Here is a 19,835-nt window from a genome sequence, read left to right as displayed (position 1 = left end):
CCACTTCGTACCGCGCGTATACGCGGCCTACCGTCGAAAGGCGTGACCGCCGGCAGTATGACGATCCCGGCTGGGCTGCCCGTGGCCGACACCAGCGTCGACCCGCTTGTGATCGGGTCGGGCACCGGCATGGCCGCAGCGCTGGCCGCCGATGAACTCGGACTGTCGGTGCTGATTGTGGAGAAGTCACCGCATGTGGGCGGCTCGACCGCCCGGTCCGGAGGCGCCCTGTGGCTGCCGGGGGGCCCGATACTGCGCGAGGCGGGCGCCGACGACACCGCTGAGCAGGGGGCCGCCTACCTTGATTCGGTGGTTGCCGGAACCGCGCCGCCACAGCGGTCGGCGGGATTTCTGACGCACGTGCCCGCGACGGTCGAAATGCTGCGCCGAACCACTCAGCTGCGGTTCCTCTGGGCCCGTGACTATTCCGACTACCACCCCGAAGAGCCGGGCGGCAGCGCCGCGGGCCGCACCTGCGAATGCCACCCGTTCGACACGTCGATGCTCGGCGCATACCGCACTCGGTTACAGCCCGGTGTCATGGAGGCCACTGTCCCGATACCGACGACGGGTGCCGACTACCGCTGGATGAACCTGGTAATGCGATTGCCGCGCAAGGGAATTCCCACCTTCGCCAAACGAATCGCACAGGGCGTGGGCGGTCGGCTGATCGGACGGCGCTACGCCGCAGGTGGCCAGGGCCTTGCGGCCGGGCTGTTCGCGGGTGTGCTGCGCGCCGGCATCCCGGTGTGGACAGAAACCACGCTGACGCGCCTCAGCTGTGATGGCGATCGGGTAACCGGTGCAGTCGTCGACCACGCCGGAAGGCAAGTCACCATCATCGCGCGCCGCGGGGTGGTGCTGGCCACCGGCGGTTTCGACCACAACATGGGCATGCGGTGGAAGTTCCAGTCCGAGTCGCTGGGCGCCAACCTGAGCCTGGGTGCGGCGGCCAACACCGGCGAGGGGATCCGCGCCGGGCAGGAGTTGGGCGCCGGCATCGATCTGATGGATCAGGCCTGGTGGTTCCCTGCCGTCGCACCAGTGCCCGGCAAGCCGCCCACGGTAATGCTGGCCGAACGATCCCTTCCGGGATCCCTGATCGTGGACCAGCACGGCCGTCGCTTCGTCAACGAGTCAACAGACTACATGTCCTTCGGTCAGCGGCTGCTCGAGCTGGAGCGCTGCGGCAGTCCGGTGGAAGCCATGTGGATCGTCTTCGACCAGCAATATCGCAACAGTTATGTCTTTGGCGCCGAACTGTTTCCACGGATGCGACTGCCACGCGGGTGGTACGACCGGGGTATCGCCAGTCGCGCGGACAGCCTCGCCGAGCTGGGCGCTTGCATGGGTGTCGACGTGCCGGAGTTCGTCGCAACCATGACCCGTTTCAACGAAAACGCGTCTGCCGGTGAGGATCCCGACTTCAACCGCGGCCGCAGTGCCTATGACCGTTACTATGGCGATCCGACGATAAGTCCCAATCCCAACCTGCGTCCGTTGCTCAAAGGTCCGTTCTACGCCGTGCGAATGGTGCTGTCCGATCTCGGCACATGCGGCGGGCTCAAGGCCGACGCACGCGGCCGCGTGCTGCGCGAGGACGGCAGCGTGATTGCCGGCCTGTACGCAATCGGCAACACCGCGGCCAACGCATTCGGCACGACGTACCCGGGAGCCGGGGCGACCATCGCCCAAGGACTGGTATACGGCTACATTGCGGCCCTGGACGCAGCCCACATGGTGATCGCGAACTAGTCAGCGGAGCGCTTAGCCTCGACCTGCTTCTCGACCTCTCGCCAATACCCCGGCGTAGGGCGCGGCTGCCCGTAACCTCCTTTGGCCGCCTTCTTCAAAACTGCGTCGGCCTCGTCGATGTCCTTCATGAGCTCCAACGCGAACTCACGCTCGGCCGCGTAGTACTTGGCCGCCCAGCGCAGCGCAATCACCGAGTAGGCCCAGGCGGGTTCGGCCTCGGCGCCGTCGGCGTCCTCGACCGCTTTCCGGTGCCGCGCTTCGGCGTAGGCCACATGCTCCTGCAGCAGTTCCTTGAGCCGAGTCGGATTGCTGAGATGACCGAACGTCACCCGCAGCAGCACGCTGTGCTTGAGTACCGGCGGATCCACCGGTGCTTCGTTGGTCCATTCGGCGACCGCGTCCATCCCGGCCGGCGTGATCTTGTAGAGCCGCCGGCTCCGGATTCCCTCGTCGCGCTCGACCCGAGATGTCACCAGGCCCAAGCTCTCCAGCTTCTTCAGCTCGGTGTAGATCTGGCTGTACGACGGACTCCAGTAGTAGAGGTCCACGCTCCAGTCGATCCATTTCTTCAGGTCGTAGCCGGAGACCTCCTCTTCGTAGGACATCATGCCCAGCAACGCCCAACTGGTGGCGGCAAGCGCCGACTTCACCGACTTCTCGCCGGTCGGGTCCACTCCGGGGGACATTTCGCCAGATTAACAACACGGAAGGTAAGTTGCGCATTTTCGACCGCTGGTTGGGACGCCGGGTTCCGACAGCTGTCCCTGCGCTCCACGCTTTGCGCAATGACCGCCGCCCCACCGACCGAGCTCCGCCACTGATCTATGGTGGCTGGCATGGTGGATCCGATTGCCGCGATGGCCGATTCGTCGCCGGAGTACGAGGCGCTGGCCAGCTCGGTGCGGCGCTTGATCGACGCGACGATCCGCACTGAGGTGAACCCGGAAACGGTCGCCACGGCCGCGGCCACGACGACAGCGTCACGACCCAGCTGAGCGCGGCGCTGCTGCCCGGATCGTTCGGGCAGCGTGTCGTCGACGACGGGCAGGGCCCAGCTGCGGGCAATGTCGTCATCGGCGTGCGAAACCCGTCTGCTCCCCCGCTCGTCATCCACCACGAGAGCGACGGATCGGTATGGACGGAGTTCGTCCTCGGCGCCGCCTATGAAGGTCCCCCCGGTCACGTGCACGGCGGCGTCTCCGCCATGATCCTCGATCATGTTCTGGGGGCCACCGCCCACAAACCGGGACTGCCGGCCTATACCGGGACGCTGACGCTGCGTTATCACCGGCCCACGCCGCTGCAGCGGCCCCTGCGCGCGGAAGCCTGGATCGAAAGTGTGGACGGGGTAAAGACTTTCGCTGCGGGAAAAGTCAGCGACATTGGCGGAGTGACGGTCTCGGCCGAAGGTGTGTTCATTCACCCACGGATTTGAGTCCGCGCCGGCGACGGTGCAGCACCGATCGCCACCACGCTGAGCCGGCACCCGTCCGGGCCCGCATGCCAGGCGTGATCGACACCGGTGACCACGACGCTGTCGCCGGGGGCCAGTGGGTGGACACCGTCGTCGAGAATCAATTCAATCGAGCCCCACAGCACGATGTCGTAATCGAGGGTGTCCGTGTGGTGCATGCTCAATGTCGTGCCCGGCGCGTACTCGATCGTCATCCAGTTGATCGCGCCCGGTGTGATACCCAGATCGAGCACGTTGGCGGCGCGCCCGCCGTCGGGTATGGACGGTGTGGCCGGCGTCCCGAAAAGCACCGAGTAGAGAACGCCGGGCATGCCGGCATCGCCCTGCAAAGTGACCTCGTGATTCTGCACCGCGCAGGAGCGCCCCGACGAATCGACACCCGTGATCAGCAAGCGCCCAGTCGTCCCGCTAGTCGCCGTCGCCACCCACACACTGTATTGCGCTACCCGTGCGCGACGGAAGTGGCTGTCGTGATGCCCAAGTACTGGTGGCCGTTCAACAGGGCTGTTCGACAGGCGGGCAGCAACTACGCAAATCATTTGGCCGAGAATAGATTTGGCGACTGATCCGGTGTAGTCAGGTAAAGCGTTGTGAGCAAAGAAGTTACGAAAGCGCCTTCGGGGAAGGACGGTGCTGTGCCCACCGGCTGGCAGTCGGTCCCGCGGCGGCCACGGTCGGCGTCGCTGAATGAAATTTGAATTTGACCAGTTCGCTGTACAAGTGCGACGCAGCTGTCCTAGCGTCGAGTTCACACCACGAATACAGATAGCGGCTTCCTAGTCGTTCGTGATACCCGCGCAGCGCGGGGGCGGAGGTTGCCGGAATTAATCGCCGATTCGTTTGGAGGAACCGGCTCAATGATCGACGATCATCAGCCGACAAGCATCGAGTACCTACGCTGTGAACTGCTCGACCGAGTCGACGCGCAACCCTTCGAGGACTGGTCCCCCGCCCTGTTGCGGGCCCTCATCGCCGTCTTCGACCTGAACGGCATCACTCCAACGGCCCCACGGAGCTTCCGGCCCTACATCGTCAAGTAACGGCTCGTCTCGCCACGACTATCGTCCTATGCGGCGGTGGAGTGAGGAGTCACGGTGGAGATGTGGGAACTGATCGCACGTGAGCAGATCCGCGACACGCTGGCGCGGTACAACTGGTCGGGCGATGCCGGGCGGCTCGACGACCTCACCCAGACATTCTGCGCGGACGGCGTCCTCGAGATCCGCGACGCGCAGCCTTTGTGCGGCAGGTCCGAGATCGCGGCGTTCCTCGGCGGTGTCACGGGCAACATCGCAACCGGCGCCGGCGTCAAGCCCGTCGTCCGGCACAACGTGTCCAACGTGCTGTTCACCGCCCTGACGCCGGAGCAAGCCCACGTCTCGTGCTACTTCACCGTCATCACCCATATCGGCCTCGACCATTTCGGCCGCTACCGCGACATCTTCGTGCCCGACGGCGACACCTGGCTGATCAAACAGCGCAAGGTGTCGACCGACTGGTCCGCACCCAACTCGGTCATGGCCGCGCAACCACCCGGCTGAGCCTTACCGCATCTGCAGCCCACGCTTGCGCACCCACAGCTGTGCCACGACGGTGCCCATCATCCAGACCACCATGGCAATGCCAAGATGCACAAAGCTTTTCGTATCGCGGCCGAGCACCGGCCCGATCGCCGAGGGTAGCTGCGTCCACAAGATGCGGTGCTCCACCCCGCCCATCGGGTCTGCGACGTAGTACACCGCGTAGGGCAGCGCCAGGGCCGACAGCCAGCCGACGATGCGGCGCCAATCGCGACGTTGCCGCCACCGCCGGACCAGCGGTTCCGCGCTCACCGGGTGCAGTACCGAGATGACGTTGCCGACGCCCAACCACGACACGATCGGCACCGCGACGTCGGGGATCGTGATGCCCAGGCGCGCCGGGTTTTCCAGCCACAGCGTCAGCCCGACGGCCACCGCCAGGGTGGGCAGCCCGACCAGGGCGAGCAGGGCCAAATTTTTGATCAGCAGGACCCGCCACACCGGTACGCCGTCTGACAGACCCTTCGTCACGCGGTAGTGATCGCCGCCCAGGGTGTTGGTGGTGGTGACGTCGGCGAGGATGAACGACGAGAAATAACTGCCGACCAGAACGACCCAATCCAAATGGTGATGGTGAATGTGGCGGGCGGGATGGGAGTGGGCGGAGGTCAACGGCTGCACCGCCAACCAGGCCACCGCGAGGAACAAGTTGGCCACCACCCCCGACAGCCAGGTGCGCGGCGGGTGAAACGCCCACCGGATCTCCGCCCCAACCGCCTGCCACAACGGCTTCTTCAGGTCTTTGGCGGCCCGCTCAGCCGAGGCGGGACGAGGGGACGACGCGCGCACACCGGCGCGCACCGCGGCGCGCAGGTGCTGGTGCATTGGCGTCTCGGACTCCGACATGTGCTCCCCGGCGATCTGATGGTGCGTGCGACCATACCTTGGTGCTGCACGTGGTTTCTGCGCCGCGCCCCGAGCCCGGTAGGCGCGAGATCGTGACATGAACCGCAGACGCGTTGTCATCGCGGGACTGGGAGACGCGGGAGTCCTCACCGCCATCCGGCTGGCCAAGCATGCTGACGTCGTCGGGATCTCGGTCAAGCCGGCGTTGGTCAGCGGCCAAGAACTCGGAATCCGGCTGGCCCGCCCGGCCGACTGGGCTCACGACAACTGGATTGCGTTCGACAGGTTCCGCCGCTTGGATCGGGTCCGGACGGTTCAGGCCACGCTGACCGGGCTGGACCTGAAGGCACGCACCGTCTTCGGTACTCGGGACGACGGCGCGACGATCGCCGAGCCCTACGATGTGCTGGTCATCTCGACGGGAGTCAGCAACGGTTTCTGGCGCCGGCCGACACTACAGTCCGCCGCAGATATCCGCGCCGACCTGCACGCTGCACACGACCGGGTGGCCGCCGCGAAATCGGTGATCGTCGTTGGTGGCGGCGCGGCTGCCGTCAGCAGCGCCGCCAATCTGGCGATCACATGGCCGCACAAGAAGATCGATCTCTACTTCCCGGGAGATCGTGCGCTCGCCGGTCATCACCCGCGCATCTGGCAACGCATCGAACGCCGACTGACGGACCTCGGCGTCGGCCTGCACCCCGGGCACCGCGCGGCGCTCGCCAACGGCTTCGCCGGCGACGAGATCACCGGCCAACCGGTCGAGTGGAGCACCGGGCAACCCGCGGCTGTCGCAGACGCCGTGCTTTGGGCGATAGGCAGGGTGCGACCCAATACCGGTTGGTTGCCGCCGGAGCTGCTTGACGAGCGCGGGTTCGTTCGGGTGACTCCTGAACTGACGGTGCCGGGTCACCGAGGCGTCTTCGCGATCGGGGACGTGGCGGCGACCGACCCGCTGCGCAGTTCGGCACGTAACCGGGGGGATGCGCTGCTGGCGCACAACGTTCGCGCCGAGTTCACGGGCCGCAAGCTGCGCGCTTATCGCGCGCCGGGGCGGCGATGGGGCTCGGTGCTCGGCATCCAGGCCGACGGGCTGGAGGTCTTTCTGCCCACCGGCCATGCGTTTCGATTCCCGCCCTGGTCGGTCAACCGGGTTGTGATGCCGATGATCGTCAGGTGGGGCATGTATCGGGGCGTGCGCGAAAACCACCCGCTGCGTTGATGCCCTGTCCGCCAGGCACGCCCATCACAACGCACGAAGAATGGCGGTACGGCCCTTGACATGAAGCTTCTCGAAGGTGGACTGGCGCAACTGTTGCATCCGTTCGCGCATCCTTTCACCCAGCTCGTCGAGCTTCTTCCGATCCAAATCGATTGGCGCGGGGCATAAGTCACGTTCTTCTTCGTCTGCGTGCGCATCCAGCACGGTGACGAAGGACAGCCACTCTTGCTGATAGTGCGACGCTGTCGGGGGCGTCCGCAACACCACCGCGAGCTGGTCCCACACTTGGCGGTGCTCGGCGTGTGCGATCGCGACCAAGTCACTCGCCGCGGAAACAGCCGGATAGAACAAGTCATCTTCTATGCGCATGTGAATGTCCAATTCCATCAACAGCTCGTCGAGCTGCCGCCTGCGTTCGGCGGACGCAGGCGGCAGCGCGGTGATGTCCTTGCACAATCCACGCAGCACCACGTGGTGCTCGGTCAGCACGTCATAGGCATTCATGACGAAGCACCGCGGATTTCGACCACGCCGTTGCGGATACGAGTGGGATAGGACGGCAGCGCCGCAGTGGCCGGTCCGCGTAACACCTTGCCCGACCCATAGGCGAAACAGGAACCGTGCCAAGGACATACGATTCGTCCCTGGTCAATCCAGCCGTCACACATCGGCGCCCCGAGATGCGGGCAGCGCGCGCCGACTGCCTCGACCCGTCCGCCATTCCGGAAAAGAACCACACCGACGCCGGCCACCTCGACCCGACGCGGCCGTCCGTCCAGCGCCGTCACCGGCAACACCGGCGTCCACGCTTCGCCGGTCAGCCGCGGCCCCGAACGATCGACGCCGGCACCCGACCCGTACACCAGCGCACCGCCCAAATAGCTACTGGCCAGCGTGATCCCGTAACCGACAGTGCTCCCGGCCATCCCACGGATGCGGCGGCCGCGGCGACGGTCTTGCCACGACTTCGCGTACAAGGCAGTGGCGACTACATTCGACACGCCGTGCACCAGGCCGATTCGCCTGGACTGCTCGTGCGTGTGCTGCCAATCCGTCACGCCGGTTACCATTGCCCCCAAGCTCGCGACGATGCCCACACCCAACGCATATTGCGACGCGTCCTGAAGTTCTTTCCGACTCGGCAAAGCACTTGCGGCATCCAGCACCAGGGTGGTCGCCGCCGCTCCCGTCGGCAGCGAGGCCAGCACCGGATGCAGCGGATGGCCGAGCCAGATCCCGTGCAACACATTGACGGCTCGCTCGCGATGTTTCCCCAGACATGCGAACGCCAGCGTCAGGATGTGTTCGAGGCGATAGCTCGGCCGATCCAGCCAGGTTTGGCTTCCGATCGTGTCCACCACCCGTGATCCGACCTCTCGGACCGAATTGTCGGCAGCGTTCGATAGCTCAGCCACAGTTCACTCCCTCTTGGAGTCACCGCCTTTATGGCGGAGATGCGTCATTGCGCGCCGACGCCACGCCGCCACGCGGAAAAGGAGGCATGCCCGTGATGAAAAGCTCCGTACCTCTTGGGGGCCATCTAGGTTGCACGAGGCGGCAGCGCACTCGGTTCAATTGCGGACCGCACGCAGCGCGCAAAACCTGCTACATCAGCAGTCCTGAGGTGGGATTATCTGGTGGTGACAGAGGACGACGCGGAGAGGCGGATTGCCGAGCTGGAGCGTCAGCTGGCCGAGCTGAAAGCGGCGCATCGTGAGCATCATCCCGGACCGTCGCGTCCTTCGACCGACGCACAGTCGGCCGGCGAGGACGGTAACGAACGGGCTCGCCGCCGCGCAGAAGCCCTGTGGGAAGGTTTGCGCACGGGTGCTCCTGCGGGACCCGACGGGCCTTCCCGTCCCGAGATAGCGCAGCTTCGAGAGGCCTTTATGCGTGCCGCGACCGATGCGGGCATGTCGCAGACGCAGATCGATGACGTGCTGCAGAACGGGCGGGTGACGATCAAAACGGGCCATTCCGTCGTGTATTCGGACCCAATCGGCCAGCAGCGCTTCAGCGGCGCCGCTGACGCCGCATCAACATCCGCCCACCGACAGACACTTGGCCGGCAGACGTGGGTCGGCTCCCAGCGGCCGCGGAGCAGATTCACCGGAGCCGATCGTTTGGGAGCCATCGTCGGAATAATCGGCGGGGCGATCGGCCTGTGCGTCGGAGGCACGGCTGCGCTGACTGCCATTTTCCCGTCGACGGCACTGTGGATGAGCGGAATCGTCTGCCGGAGCCCCTACCACCTGGTCGCCAGCACCTCGAGCTACAGCTACAAACCCGGTCAGTCGGGCACCAGCGTGAACTACCGTTGTATCAGTGCAGCGGGCTGGTACGACGTCAATGCCTTCGCGATCATCGGGTTGCAGTCCCTTCTTGCGGCGATCCTCCTCTGCGGCGTGGCAGTCGTCGTTCGCCAGATCCGGCGCAGGGCGCAATCCCGGTGAAATCCATTGCAAGTCAGGTGGTTACATGACCGAACGTATCGAGACCCAACGCACCATCGCGGCGCCCGCCGCCGAGATCTTCGCGGTGCTGTGCGACCCGCAGGGCCATGTCGCGATCGACTCGTCGGGGATGCTGCAGGACGCCGAAGGCGACCCCGTGCGTGCCGTAGGCGACAACTTCGTCGTCCACATGGATCGCGAGGCGCTAAACGACTTTCCGCAATTGGGTAAGTATGACGTCACGGTCGAGATCACCGATTTCGAGCCGGATCGGCTGATCGCGTGGACGATCCTCGGCCAGATCCGGCCCCAGATCGGGCACGTCTACGGCTACCGCCTGCAACCCACCGACGACGGCGCCGCCACGATCGTCACCTCGTTCTACGACTGGACGAACATCGACCCGAAGTGGCGCGACGCCGGAATCTTTCCCGTCTTGTCCGAGGGTGCGCTGCGGGCGACCCTGGGCATCCTCGACCGTACCGTGCGGCGCGGCTATCCGCGATGAGCCGGAGACAACTGTTTATCTGCGCGCCACGGCATGCCAAGCCAAATCGGCTATGGCCGAGCAGTATTCGTCGTCGATGATGTCGTTCGAGTAGAGGGCGCGAACATACATCGGCGCCATGACGATTTGCACAGCAGCCACCGGGTGCACTCCCGCGCGCAACTCGCCGCGCCTCCTCGCCCGATCCACGATCGCACGCAAGACGGCGAAACGCTGTCGCCAGAACATCATTCGGGTACCCTCGTCGTGCCGGCCCCGACCATCCATGACCAGCGCGCGCACCAATGTACGCCCGCCGTCGGTATTGACGTGTTCGGCCGCGCTGCGAGCCAGTGCCAGCAAGTCTCCCTGCAGCGAGCCCGTGTCGGTCACCGAACGCAATGTCTCGTTGTCCCCGAGCGCTGCATCGACAATCAGGCGCTGCCGATCTCCCCAGTAGCGGTACACCATTGCGGCGTCGAGGTGGTGCCGCTCTGCCATTGCCTCGACGCTGAACCGTTCGACACCCCAGCGGACCAACTCGTCGAAGACTGCCGGCATCACTCGCGCCCGGACATTCGCAGGAACGGACTGCACCGGTTCATCGGGTCGTTGCGGCGGCTGCATGCATGTGTCCTTACCCGAACCGATTTCGAATTAATCGTCTGGCGCGGACGCTTGAGGTCGCGTTTGCGAGCGGCAATTGCACAAACGAGACTAACGGATTTGTGCGGCAATTCATCTCATGGGCGCCGCACGCTTGAACGAGTCAGATGACGGCTAACTCCTCCAGAAGGCACAGCCGTCACATCGGTCACGCGTGCCTCGGCGGGGCTCGGCCGTCGATTTTGTAAATCGATATCGGCGGTGATATCGGATCGGACTACACGCCATAACCAGATTTCGAGGTGTGCAACCGGGAGGTGTGCCATCGACAGCACTGTCATCCCCAGGCGTCGCGCAGGTCTTTCTTGATCACTTTCCCGAACTGGTTGCGCGGCAGGTCGTCGACCAGCACGAGGCGCTCAGGGAATTTGTAGCGACTCAGCCCCCGCGAACGGCAGTGTTCCGCCAGGGATTTAATGACACCCCATCGGCCGAATGAGGTACCACCACTGCGCATACCCGCTCGCCGCTACCGCGGTCGGGAACGCCGATGACCGCGACGTCGGCGACCGCGGGATGGGCGATGAGAACGTTCTCCACCTCTAAAGCCGAGACGTTCTCCGCGTTGCGGATGATCGCATCTTTGATGCGACCCGTGACATGGACATTGCCATTCGCATCGATCAGCCCGAGATCGCCTGTGCGCAGCCAACCTTCGCTGTCGAATGCGTCGGCGTCAAGAGCGGCGTCTGCGTAGCCGAGGAAGCATTGGGGTCCTTTGAGGTGATCGTCGTTCAGCAGCGGCCGGTTCGGTTGGCGCGCAGCGGCTTCGGCGATCAAGGTCCAGAACGTCCTGCCGCCCGGTCGGCCGTGGACGGCGTCCTGCGTGGTCATCTAGGCGGCGACGGGGGAAGGAATCCGGAGTGGGCGATCGAGACGGACACACCACTGCCCACCGGGCCTATGTGGTCCACGAGGACGGCCGAGCCGGTGGCGATCCCGTCCTGGCTGTAGTGCGTTAGCGAGGCCAGCCCGATGTGGGGTCCTTCGGGCAGTCGACTCAGGGTGAGCGTGTAGTCGGCATTGATGAACTGCAGGCCGTTGGTTCCCCAGTTGGCGAGTGAGGCGGTGACATCGCCGGCCATCGCCGCGCGGGTGAACGCGCTGAGCGGTTCGGCGTCGATCAAGGGACGCGTTTCATGCAGCCAGGTGTATTTTCGTCCCGAACTGTCCAGCCAGCCCGGATCGGGATTCTGGATATCGACGCCCCAGCCGTAGGTTCGCATGAAGATCGAGGGATGAGCCCCGTCCCGCCCGGTCGGAAGCGGCGGCATTCGCACCGGCTCTGTCCACACGACGCCATCGGGCTGGGGTCCGCGCCGCAGGAACAGCGCGCTTGCCTGCGCTACCGGGACGTCGTGCTGGATGAGAACAGCCTCGACGAGCCGCAGGCGTCGTCGGGCGTGTTGGACCCGGGTGCGCACCTCGATCGGTTCCAGTGCGGTGGGGCGTGGCAGGTCGACCGTCAACCGCGCAGGTTGCAGCTCTGGATCGTCGACCACGCACTCGACTGCCCACGCCAACAGCCCGCCGACCACATGGCCGCTGATCGACGGCCCCCATCCCCCGCGTGCGATTCCGCTTGGCACGTAGAGGTTTTCGTCGCGCACGAAGTACGGCGCCGGCGCCGCGGCGGGCAGGTCGATATCTGCGGCAATGTTCGCTTCGGTCACTCCGCGCCCACCAAGCCGTCGCAGTCGCAACCGCGCAGGCCAACCTTCATGGAATGTCTCCTTTGAGGTGATCAACAGTAGACATTACAGTTCGCCTTTTGGTCGCGCGATCTCACCGTTCGGAGAGACGCAGACGCGTCTGGTCAGCCGGCGGTGGCCTCGCGCACGGCTCCGACGAGTGCGGCGAGGTCACGTTCCCGGTCGCCGGCAGGTAGCGGCCAATGCGTCATCCTGAGGTCGGTGACGCCGGCCTTCGCGAATGACGCCGCAGTCGCGGCGGCGGCAGCCAGATCGGGCCGTTCATCCGCGGTGGTCCGTATCCGCAGCGTGCCGCTGACACCGAAGCCCTGCGGGTCGCCGCCGGCGCGCTCAACCGCCGCACGCATCCTGGCGATCCCGCCGGCGACGTCGCGCGCGGCGGCGCCCCAAGGTATCCAGGCCGTTCCGAAGCGGGCCAGCCGGCGTGCGACAGCCCGGTTCACGGTCCCGCTCACCCAGATGGGTACCCCACCCGGCTGCACAGGTTTGGGCATCTGGTGTATGCGTTCGAAGCTGAGTTCAGGTGAGGCGTAGCTGACCTCGTTCTCCCGCCAGAGCCGCTGGCACACCTCGAGCGTCCGGTCCAGCACAGCGCCCCGGCTTTCGAAGTCGACCCCGGCCGCGTCGTATTCCTCACGCTGCCACCCGACACCGACCCCGATGTCGACCCGGCCGCCCGACAAAACATCCATCGTGGCCAGAATTTTGGCCAGTACCGCTGCCCGGCGCAGGGCGGCCAGCAGAATGTTCGTTCCCAGTCGGATGCGTTCGGTCCTGGCCGCCAGGTAGGTCAGCGTGGTCAGCGGTTCCAGCCAATGACCGTCGGGCCCGGTGGGTTGGCGACCGCCCTTGGTTCCGCCGGTTTTCGGGTCTCCGTAGGCATCCATGTTCATTCCGAAGGCAATGTGCTCCGACACCAACACGCGGTCAAAGCCGCAGCCTTCCAAGAGTTGCGCCCAGTCCGTCAGGTGATCCCAGTTGGGCGGCGCCTCGGCCGAAAACGAGGGAATCCCCATCGAAAGCTGCATTGCGGTCACCGGATCCTCTCGCCCACCGGCCGGTCCTCGGTTGCATCGACGGCGACGGTGCGTTGCGCTATCCGCCAGCGCCCGTCGCCGCCGAGTAGATACCGGTCGAGGTAACGGATGTGCATGACGTGATTGCGTCCCGGCTGTGTCTCACCGCCACCGAAATGGTTTGCCGTGCAATACACTTCGCCGACAGCGGACTTGCCCTCGACGACGAACAGGCCTTGGGCGACCAGGTGAGCCGTTCGTGGCCAACGCGAGACGATGTCGATGACCCGCTCGATTTCTTCGTGACCGGTCATTACCGAGGCTTCACGCCCGGCTCGTTCCACCCGCAAGGTCGCGTCCGGGGTGAACACCGAAAGCAGCGCGGCGCGGTCCCGGCGATCGACCGCTGCCGCATACCGGCGGGACAGCGCCTCGAGTTCACTGTGGGGAACTGCCAACGAGAGATCCATGTGCTTCCACTGCCGGCCGATCAAAGACCCGTCGACCATACCGCCTGTCGACTCGCCGATTCGGGCTCGGGTGAGACGCCCGCGTCAGCGCTAGTCGCCGATGCGAACGAATTTCACGTCGACGTCGGTACTACCGCAGCCCGCTGCCCCCGTCAGCTCCTCATGACCGTGCCCAGTGATCAGAGCGACCGGATCCTGGAGCGGTTGCGGCAACGGGAACGGCACGACGATTCTCACGTGCGTCGTGCCACCTTTTGCGCACGGGGCGTCGAACTCGCGGTCGTAGAACCAGTTTCCGGCGCCGAACACCATCGCCATGGCAGCGGCCGGGGGTCTGTGGAAAAGGCTCATGCACCGATCGCCGGCGCGCAGGCAGGTCGTTTCGACGACATAGTCGTTCTGCTCTTTGAAGCCGTTGGGCTGGACACTCGATTGGTGATATCGGCCGTGCAGAGCTTCTGCAGGCGACACCACCCGCGCCGGCAGAGTGCCCGGGCTCGGAAGGGTGCTGACATCCACATCCCCGGTGCGGGTGAAGGTCACCGTGCGCTTGTTGGCGCAGCCCTTCGTCATCGTCTGAGTGGCTTCGCCGACAAAGGTGCCGTCCGGACGTGTTCGCAGTGTGAAGGCCTCCCAGACCTCGCCTTCGAGTGGGCCGCAGGTGCTGGAGCCCACGCTGACGGCCAGCCAATTTCCGTCGACCTGATCCAGCACCATCGCCGGCACCTGCATGGTTTCCCCGTCAAGACGGGACGCCGTCGCCATGCACCCGGCGTTGCCGCACACCGAGCGGAATGCCCACGTTTCGGTTGTCGGCCCCACACCTTTGGCGGGTTCACCTTCCACGTTGCTGATTCGGCCGAAATCGGCCCGGTATATTCCGGTGAACGGACCGGTGTTGGACGCAGGCGTGGGCGACGCGGTGATCTTGGTGGGCGCAGTGAGGTTGGCCAGATTGTGTTGGCGGCTCAGCTTTGTACCCCCGAACACGCCGCCTGCGATGAGCATCGCGGCCACCGCCCCTATCAGCAGACCGCGCCGCGGCGCCCGCCTCCTTCGTTCCGGTTGCGGCACGGCGGGCGCGGCTGCGCCCAATCGGGGATTCGTGGCTTTGGCGCGATACGGAATCTGGTCGGCGTACGCGAAATCGGGGTGCAGGCGTCGGTCGAGTTGCTCGGTGAATTCTCGGCAGCTGCCGAACCGGTCCGAGCGGTCCTTGGCCATCGCGATGGCGAACACCGGGTCCAGCGCGGCCAGCTCGGGCCGATAGATACCGGGGGAAGGCACCGGAGCATTCACGTGGCGGCTGATCACCACCGCCGGGTTGGCATCGCCATACGGCGGAACCCCGGTCAGCAAGTGAAAGGCGGTACACGCCAACGCATATTGGTCGGCCCGCCCGTCGATCGCCTCGCCCCGCAGCTGCTCCGGGGCGGCATACCACACCGTTCCCACCGTTATGTTTGTCTCGGTCAATCCTGCGGCGTCGTCCATGAGCCGAGCGATGCCGAAATCAGCCAGATACACTTGCCGCCCTTGTGCGTCATCATCGGTCAATAAGATGTTGGCCGGCTTGACATCTCGGTGCAGAAGCCCACGGTAGTGGGCATAGTCGAGTGCCAAGCCTATCGCGGTGATAATCGGCAGCGCTTCGCTCAACGGCATCCCGGCGGGGTAGTCCTCGCTCAACAGGCGTGCGGCGTCTGTGCCGGCGACGTACTCCATCGAGATCCAAAACTGGCCGTCGGCTTCGCCGCGATCATGAATTCCCACGATGTGCGGATGCGACAGCCCGGCCGCCAGTTCGGCCTCGCGGTCAAAACGGCCCCGAAACTCCGGATCGGCTGTCAGATGCGCCGGCAACACCTTCAGCGCTTCCTCACGCGGCAACCGCGGGTGCGTAGCCAAATACACTGCGCCCATCTCGCCCGCGCCCAACACCCTCGAAATCCGGTAACCCGCGAACACGTGACCGACCTTCAATTTCGGAGCTGATCCGTGAAGCCCGTCATCGGAGGTATCAGGCACCAAGACTCCTATCTGAATTGCTCTCCAACACAGCGGAATTGGGTATTGGACGCAGGGCGAGCCAGTGAATCCTGCCGACGGTCAGCGCCCTAACAGACCGCAATAGTGTCCGACGGGACAGTTTCCAGTCCCGTATACGGCGGACGGTTCGCCGGTGCCTGCGCCAAATCCTGCCGCCAGTACACCGGCTGCCAGCAGAACCCCGGCGATGATCTGCTTCAGGCTGTGCATGGTGCTCACTTTGCGGTCCTGTCGAATGCATCCCTGCCGGGGCCGATCACCGTGACCGACAACAGATACGCTGCCGCACAACGCTTGCCACATCATCGCGGAATTCATGTGAAATTCTTGCGTCCCGCGTGGCACCACCGATTCGGCCAAAGCCCTCCCGTGCAGGACGGCATGGGCTTAGCGTTTAGCAGCATGAGGCGTGGTTACGCGCGCGCACTGGCCACTTTCGCCGCTACGGTAGTCGCGACGCTGTTTGTCGCGCCCGTCGGTTCCGCCGACCCGGCTGTCCAGCCGAAGGACGGCGCCCCGTGCGATGCGGCCGGCCCGGATTCGCAAACGTTTGCAAAGCCTCGATCCGGTACGGCAGAGCCCGAGGTCCTGTTGTGTGTCGGGTTTCAAGGCCGGCGATGGCAGCAGATCGACCGCTTGCAGCGACCGGTGCACAGCTTCTACACGTATGGCCCGACTGAAACGCTGTACTCCGGCGACGTCAATTTGGGCGATTGGTGGGACGGCGTCGGGTCGACGACAGACGCGATATGCGTTGAGGAACAATCATTCTCCGATGGACGGCCATCCGAGATCAGGACCAACAACGTCGGGCAGTACTTCGGTTTCAAGCTGTCACCCGAGATGGCCAGCCTGAGCCTGAAAGGCAACTGCCGCTGGGTGATATCGCCGTGCAACGGCAAACCGGGACCGTGCACGGCGGGTTACGCCCGGCCGGCAATCGGCAACCGGGAGCGCGATACCTGATTTCACCGCGGCGTCGGCCGCACGATGGTTTAGTGTGCCGAGCAGACGCAACTTGTCGGAGGTCTTGGGACGTTGATGCTCGTCGACGATTACCTGCGGATCCTTCACTTCGATCGGCGGCTGCCGCTCAACGTCGACCTCGGCCCGGTGCACATCCACCTCTTCTCCCGGTCTGTGTTCTTCATGTGGGTGACCGTCGCGGTTTTGGCGATCGCCGGAATTGCGGTGCTGATATCGCGCAAACGGGAATTGATTCAGCGGTGGACGAGCTGGATGATGATCGCGCCGGCTGTCGGGATCCCAATCTGGTTGGGCCACGGCACCACTGCCGTGCTAGCCGCTGCACTCGCGGTGGTCGCGGTGACCGAGTACGAGCGCCTGGTGAAGCTCGGCAAGGTGGACCTCGGCTTGCTGCTCGGCTTGGCGGTGCTGTATTCACTTGCGGCCTGGCTGCGTCCATCCCTGCTGAGTCTCGCGCCGATCGTCGTGCTGGCGTGTGCACTGCCCTCGGTGATCAGCGGCGACGTCGAACACGGTGGCCGGCGCACGACGTTCACCGCGTTCGGATCGGTCTGGATCTGCTGGTCCCTGGCGCACCTGGTGGTGTTGTGGTCGGACGCGTATCTAGTGTGCTTCGCTGCGGCTGCCGCTGACGTCGCCGCCTGGTGTGGCGGAAAAGGGTTGCGCAGCTTGGGCTGGGCTCGCCGCCCGTTGTCACCGCTGAGTCCCAACAAGACTGTCGGCGGGTTGATCGGCGCGATCATCGGGGCGTTTCTGGTGCTTACGTTACTGGGCACCATCTCAATCGGTTTGCTCATCGCGGTCGGGCTCGGCGGCGTGCTGGGTGACCTCGTCGAATCGATGGTGAAGCGGCAAGCCCAGGTCAAGGACGCCGGATCGTGGCTGCCGGGTTTCGGAGGCCTGCTCGACCGCATTGACTCGCTCCTGCTTGTCCTTCCGCTGGCGTATCTCCTCGGCTGAAATGATCGACGTGCCTGGCGAATCCGGTCCCCGTCCATCGCGGGTCTGGGCGGCGCTCGCCGGCCTGGTCTCCGGTCGGTACGGCCTGCCGTTAGCGTTTCTCTGGGGCTATGCCGAGGCGCTGAGCTGGTTCATCGTCGCCGAGATGGCGCTGGCCTTGTTTGCCGTCGCCGTGCCGCGGCGCGTGATGCCGTTGGCCGCGGCGGTGATCGCCGGTTCGGTGCTCGGCGTGCTGACCAATGCGTATCTGACGTCTCGCGGTGTCCTATTGCCCGCACCCCTGACGACCGGGCGGATGGCCGCGACCGCTTTTGGCCAGTTCGCCGAAGGGCCCAGCGCGATAATGCATCAGGCGCTGTCGGGGATACCTGTCAAGGTGTACGCGCGCGCCGCCGGTCAGCACGGCGTCGAGCTCTGGCGGCTGGCTGGCTGGACGCTGCTAGAGCGTGGCCTGCGAATCTCGACAGTGGGATTGGTGCTGTGGCTGCTGTCCAGCGTCTTCCATCGGTGGTTGCGACGCTGCTACGGCGTCTACCTGATCATCACTGGCGTGGTTTTCACCGCCGCACTCTCCGCAGTGATCGCCGCCTGGTCGTAGCCGCTGTCACGCTGCCAGCGCGTATCGATGAGAAGGCTCCGGCAGATGATCTCCACGCAAAACCATGACCCGTTCGCGCAACTGCGATCCCGAGACGGTGTTCGGGTCGACGGGCTCGCCGATGCGAACCTGCATCGGGGCGGGTGAGATGAAGTTGCTGCCTTTGGGCAGCACGTCGGCGGTGCCAAGCACAGCGACCGGAACGATCGGCACACCGCAGTCGCGTGCCAATCGCAAAGCGCCGGAACGGAACTCACCGATGCTGCCGTTCTTCGAGCGCGTCCCCTCCGGGTAGATGACGACGGTGCGTCCGGCCATCAGCGCCGGACGCGCCGCAGCCAACAATTCGGCGTAGGTGCCACGGCCCGAGCGCCGCACCGGGAGCACGCCGGCCACCGTGGACGCCACGAAACGGCGCACCGGAACCTCGAACCAGTAGTCCGCCGCCGCAGCGAACACCGGCTGCGCAGCCGGCGGTAAGGCGGCCAGCAGCGCCGCGGTGTCGGCGTGCGAGGAGTGATTGGCCACCACCACACAGCCACCGCCTGAGCGCCAACGCCCGGTCACGGCCAACCCGCCCGAAACGGCGGCCACCGACCGCCACAGCCAATGCCGCAGCACACTGGAGATCCTGGTCGCGGTCATGATGCGCGGACCTCGCCCAACGGCTCGGCGGCGACAGTGTCTTGTTGCGGCTGCTGCCCGGCCAGCTCACGGCGGGCGGCCCGCAGTCGCAGCACCGTGGTGATGAGCGAGCCGTTCACCAGTTGCGTGCAAACCACCGGCAGGACAACCGGAAATGCGGTGGCTATCAGCACGAAAAGGCAACGCTCGGTCTTGCCCAGCGGGCCGCCGTTGCGCCGCTGCGCGCCCGCGCCGGCCGCGGCGAGCGACGCGAAGGTGGGCAGCGTGGCGGCTAGTGCGGCAGCCATCACCATGAACACTGGCCAGGACAAGAAGTGCAGGCCCGGGCCTTGCTGACGGGCAGCCCAGACCGCGAGTCCGGCGAAGGTCAGGAAGTCGGATGCGCGGTCACCTATCTCGTTGACCACAAATCCCCACGGCCGGCTGACCCCGCGGGCTCGGGCAACCGCGCCGTCGAGATTGGCGCCTGCCAGGCGCAGCGCGAGAAACAGCGCCGCAAGCGGCCACCATCCCAGTGCTACGGCCACCCCGGCCGCGCCCGCCGCCACCACCCCGGTGACGGTGCAGACATCTGGCGAAACTTGATGCGTCACTGCGACGTTGACGATCGGTGTCAGCCGACGGGTGTACCACGGCTTGAGCGCGTACAGGCCCAACCACTTCCGTGGGGCGGTTGGCGCGATAGGAAGTGGCGCTACCTCGGCGACGGTGTTGATTCGGGGAAGCGTGAGCGCGCGGGAACCCGTCGTCAAGCAGCCGCGGTGCGCGACGCGAGGCTCGGCTGCGGCCGGTGTGTGCAGGCTCGGCTTGTGAAGCGTCAAGACGCTGTCGCGGGTGGCGCTCACTGTGATTTCCTTTCGACTCGTCTAAGCCGGTTGGGCCCGGTGGGGGGTTTGTCTGCGGGCAAGTGGACCC

At 65.4% G+C, this 19,835-nt stretch carries 21 protein-coding genes and 2 pseudogenes; 10 read left to right on the top strand and 13 right to left on the bottom strand.

Annotated elements, in window-relative coordinates; genetic code table 11:
- Positions 1-42: 42 nt before the first annotated feature.
- Entirely contained in the window at positions 43-1,755 is a 1,713-nt protein-coding gene (locus A9W99_RS14230) for a 3-ketosteroid-delta-1-dehydrogenase (protein WP_172828874.1), read from the top strand.
- On the opposite strand, the gene A9W99_RS14225 is transcribed toward A9W99_RS14230, so the two are convergent.
- The gene (locus tag A9W99_RS14225) at positions 1,752-2,441 is read right to left on the bottom strand and encodes a PadR family transcriptional regulator (RefSeq protein WP_067378670.1); all 690 of its coding nucleotides are present in this window, start codon (positions 2,439-2,441) and stop codon (positions 1,752-1,754) included. The genes A9W99_RS14230 and A9W99_RS14225 overlap by 4 nt on opposite strands.
- Positions 2,442-2,591: 150 nt before the next feature.
- On the opposite strand from A9W99_RS14225, the pseudogene A9W99_RS14220 reads away from it, so the two are divergent.
- Positions 2,592-3,190, top strand: a pseudogene (locus A9W99_RS14220) (PaaI family thioesterase).
- Here A9W99_RS14220 and A9W99_RS14215 read toward each other — a convergent pair.
- Positions 3,175-3,654, bottom strand: coding sequence for a cupin domain-containing protein (locus A9W99_RS14215; protein WP_067378850.1), 480 nt, complete (start codon positions 3,652-3,654; stop codon positions 3,175-3,177). The pseudogene A9W99_RS14220 and the gene A9W99_RS14215 overlap by 16 nt on opposite strands.
- Positions 3,655-4,086: 432 nt before the next feature.
- Here A9W99_RS14215 and A9W99_RS14210 point away from each other — a divergent pair, with 432 nt between their 5' ends.
- On the top strand, positions 4,087-4,269 hold the full coding sequence (locus tag A9W99_RS14210) for a hypothetical protein (RefSeq protein WP_067378668.1): 183 nt from the start codon (positions 4,087-4,089) through the stop codon (positions 4,267-4,269).
- 54 nt (positions 4,270-4,323) lie between these two features.
- The gene (locus tag A9W99_RS14205) at positions 4,324-4,770 is read left to right on the top strand and encodes a nuclear transport factor 2 family protein (protein ID WP_067378665.1); all 447 of its coding nucleotides are present in this window, start codon (positions 4,324-4,326) and stop codon (positions 4,768-4,770) included.
- 3 nt (positions 4,771-4,773) lie between these two features.
- Here the strand turns inward: A9W99_RS14205 and A9W99_RS14200 are convergent, their stop codons facing one another.
- Complete coding sequence (locus tag A9W99_RS14200) at positions 4,774-5,655, bottom strand: hypothetical protein (RefSeq protein WP_253869854.1); 882 nt, start codon at positions 5,653-5,655, stop codon at positions 4,774-4,776.
- A gap of 97 nt (positions 5,656-5,752) precedes the next feature.
- Here A9W99_RS14200 and A9W99_RS14195 point away from each other — a divergent pair, with 97 nt between their 5' ends.
- Positions 5,753-6,877 carry an FAD-dependent oxidoreductase gene (locus A9W99_RS14195; RefSeq protein ID WP_067378662.1) on the top strand — a complete coding sequence of 375 codons (1,125 nt, stop codon included), beginning with the start codon at positions 5,753-5,755 and terminating at the stop codon, positions 6,875-6,877.
- A 24-nt stretch (positions 6,878-6,901) separates the two neighbouring features.
- Here A9W99_RS14195 and A9W99_RS14190 read toward each other — a convergent pair whose 3' ends face one another.
- The gene (locus tag A9W99_RS14190) at positions 6,902-7,381 is read right to left on the bottom strand and encodes a hemerythrin domain-containing protein (protein ID WP_067378659.1); all 480 of its coding nucleotides are present in this window, start codon (positions 7,379-7,381) and stop codon (positions 6,902-6,904) included.
- Positions 7,378-8,208 (bottom strand): Rieske 2Fe-2S domain-containing protein, encoded by an 831-nt coding sequence (locus A9W99_RS14185; protein WP_253869861.1) that lies wholly within the window; start codon positions 8,206-8,208, stop codon positions 7,378-7,380. The genes A9W99_RS14190 and A9W99_RS14185 overlap by 4 nt, the downstream gene beginning before the upstream one ends.
- Positions 8,209-8,517: 309 nt before the next feature.
- Between A9W99_RS14185 and A9W99_RS14180 the strand changes: the two genes are divergently transcribed.
- Complete coding sequence (locus A9W99_RS14180) at positions 8,518-9,330, top strand: hypothetical protein (protein ID WP_156623099.1); 813 nt, start codon at positions 8,518-8,520, stop codon at positions 9,328-9,330.
- A gap of 25 nt (positions 9,331-9,355) precedes the next feature.
- Complete coding sequence (locus tag A9W99_RS14175; protein ID WP_067378649.1) at positions 9,356-9,838, top strand: SRPBCC family protein; 483 nt, start codon at positions 9,356-9,358, stop codon at positions 9,836-9,838.
- 15 nt (positions 9,839-9,853) lie between these two features.
- Here A9W99_RS14175 and A9W99_RS14170 read toward each other — a convergent pair whose 3' ends face one another.
- The 6 genes and pseudogenes from A9W99_RS14170 to A9W99_RS27610 form a co-directional block, all read right to left on the bottom strand.
- Entirely contained in the window at positions 9,854-10,444 is a 591-nt protein-coding gene (locus A9W99_RS14170) for a TetR-like C-terminal domain-containing protein (protein ID WP_067378647.1), read from the bottom strand.
- Between the two features lie 316 nt (positions 10,445-10,760).
- Positions 10,761-11,206, bottom strand: a pseudogene (locus A9W99_RS14165) (class I adenylate-forming enzyme family protein); the annotation flags it as partial.
- 107 nt (positions 11,207-11,313) lie between these two features.
- Complete coding sequence (locus tag A9W99_RS14160) at positions 11,314-12,093, bottom strand: acyl-CoA thioesterase domain-containing protein (protein ID WP_067378844.1); 780 nt, start codon at positions 12,091-12,093, stop codon at positions 11,314-11,316.
- A 206-nt stretch (positions 12,094-12,299) separates the two neighbouring features.
- Positions 12,300-13,232 carry a TIGR03619 family F420-dependent LLM class oxidoreductase gene (locus A9W99_RS14155; protein WP_067378640.1) on the bottom strand — a complete coding sequence of 311 codons (933 nt, stop codon included), beginning with the start codon at positions 13,230-13,232 and terminating at the stop codon, positions 12,300-12,302.
- On the bottom strand, positions 13,229-13,669 hold the full coding sequence (locus A9W99_RS14150) for a nuclear transport factor 2 family protein (RefSeq protein ID WP_253869851.1): 441 nt from the start codon (positions 13,667-13,669) through the stop codon (positions 13,229-13,231). The genes A9W99_RS14155 and A9W99_RS14150 overlap by 4 nt, the downstream gene beginning before the upstream one ends.
- Before the next feature lie 102 nt (positions 13,670-13,771).
- Complete coding sequence (locus tag A9W99_RS27610) at positions 13,772-15,709, bottom strand: serine/threonine-protein kinase (protein WP_156623098.1); 1,938 nt, start codon at positions 15,707-15,709, stop codon at positions 13,772-13,774.
- A gap of 423 nt (positions 15,710-16,132) precedes the next feature.
- Here A9W99_RS27610 and A9W99_RS26605 point away from each other — a divergent pair, with 423 nt between their 5' ends.
- From A9W99_RS26605 to A9W99_RS14130, 3 genes are all read left to right on the top strand, one after another.
- A complete protein-coding gene (locus tag A9W99_RS26605; RefSeq protein ID WP_156623097.1) occupies positions 16,133-16,696 on the top strand; it encodes a hypothetical protein in 564 nt (187 codons plus the stop codon).
- Positions 16,697-16,771: 75 nt separating this feature from the next.
- Positions 16,772-17,677 carry a phosphatidate cytidylyltransferase gene (locus tag A9W99_RS14135; protein WP_067378633.1) on the top strand — a complete coding sequence of 302 codons (906 nt, stop codon included), beginning with the start codon at positions 16,772-16,774 and terminating at the stop codon, positions 17,675-17,677.
- A 1-nt stretch (position 17,678) separates the two neighbouring features.
- Positions 17,679-18,275 carry a hypothetical protein gene (locus tag A9W99_RS14130; protein ID WP_067378631.1) on the top strand — a complete coding sequence of 199 codons (597 nt, stop codon included), beginning with the start codon at positions 17,679-17,681 and terminating at the stop codon, positions 18,273-18,275.
- Positions 18,276-18,281: 6 nt separating this feature from the next.
- On the opposite strand, the gene A9W99_RS14125 is transcribed toward A9W99_RS14130, so the two are convergent.
- Together A9W99_RS14125 and A9W99_RS14120 are read right to left on the bottom strand one after the other, a co-directional pair.
- Complete coding sequence (locus A9W99_RS14125; protein ID WP_067378626.1) at positions 18,282-18,920, bottom strand: lysophospholipid acyltransferase family protein; 639 nt, start codon at positions 18,918-18,920, stop codon at positions 18,282-18,284.
- On the bottom strand, positions 18,917-19,765 hold the full coding sequence (locus A9W99_RS14120) for a CDP-alcohol phosphatidyltransferase family protein (RefSeq protein ID WP_253869849.1): 849 nt from the start codon (positions 19,763-19,765) through the stop codon (positions 18,917-18,919). The genes A9W99_RS14125 and A9W99_RS14120 overlap by 4 nt, the downstream gene beginning before the upstream one ends.
- Positions 19,766-19,835: the final 70 nt, after the last annotated feature.

Origin of the sequence: Mycobacterium sp. 1164966.3 (assembly GCF_001665395.1) — a bacterium.
GTDB lineage: Bacteria > Actinomycetota > Actinomycetes > Mycobacteriales > Mycobacteriaceae > Mycobacterium.
The sequence above is the reverse complement of the archived record's forward strand: the minus strand, read 5'-3'. Positions and strand labels throughout refer to the sequence as shown.

Coding starts and splice junctions, on each gene's coding strand:
- A9W99_RS14130 (WP_067378631.1), top strand. CDS start 17,679: ATGATCGACGTGCCTGGCGAATCCGGTCCCCGTCCATCGCGGGTCTGG.
- A9W99_RS14190 (WP_067378659.1), bottom strand. CDS start 7,381: ATGAATGCCTATGACGTGCTGACCGAGCACCACGTGGTGCTGCGTGGA.
- A9W99_RS14170 (WP_067378647.1), bottom strand. CDS start 10,444: ATGCAGCCGCCGCAACGACCCGATGAACCGGTGCAGTCCGTTCCTGCG.
- A9W99_RS14225 (WP_067378670.1), bottom strand. CDS start 2,441: ATGTCCCCCGGAGTGGACCCGACCGGCGAGAAGTCGGTGAAGTCGGCG.
- A9W99_RS14210 (WP_067378668.1), top strand. CDS start 4,087: ATGATCGACGATCATCAGCCGACAAGCATCGAGTACCTACGCTGTGAA.
- A9W99_RS14200 (WP_253869854.1), bottom strand. CDS start 5,655: ATGTCGGAGTCCGAGACGCCAATGCACCAGCACCTGCGCGCCGCGGTG.
- A9W99_RS14135 (WP_067378633.1), top strand. CDS start 16,772: ATGCTCGTCGACGATTACCTGCGGATCCTTCACTTCGATCGGCGGCTG.
- A9W99_RS14195 (WP_067378662.1), top strand. CDS start 5,753: ATGAACCGCAGACGCGTTGTCATCGCGGGACTGGGAGACGCGGGAGTC.
- A9W99_RS14125 (WP_067378626.1), bottom strand. CDS start 18,920: ATGACCGCGACCAGGATCTCCAGTGTGCTGCGGCATTGGCTGTGGCGG.
- A9W99_RS14175 (WP_067378649.1), top strand. CDS start 9,356: ATGACCGAACGTATCGAGACCCAACGCACCATCGCGGCGCCCGCCGCC.
- A9W99_RS26605 (WP_156623097.1), top strand. CDS start 16,133: ATGAGGCGTGGTTACGCGCGCGCACTGGCCACTTTCGCCGCTACGGTA.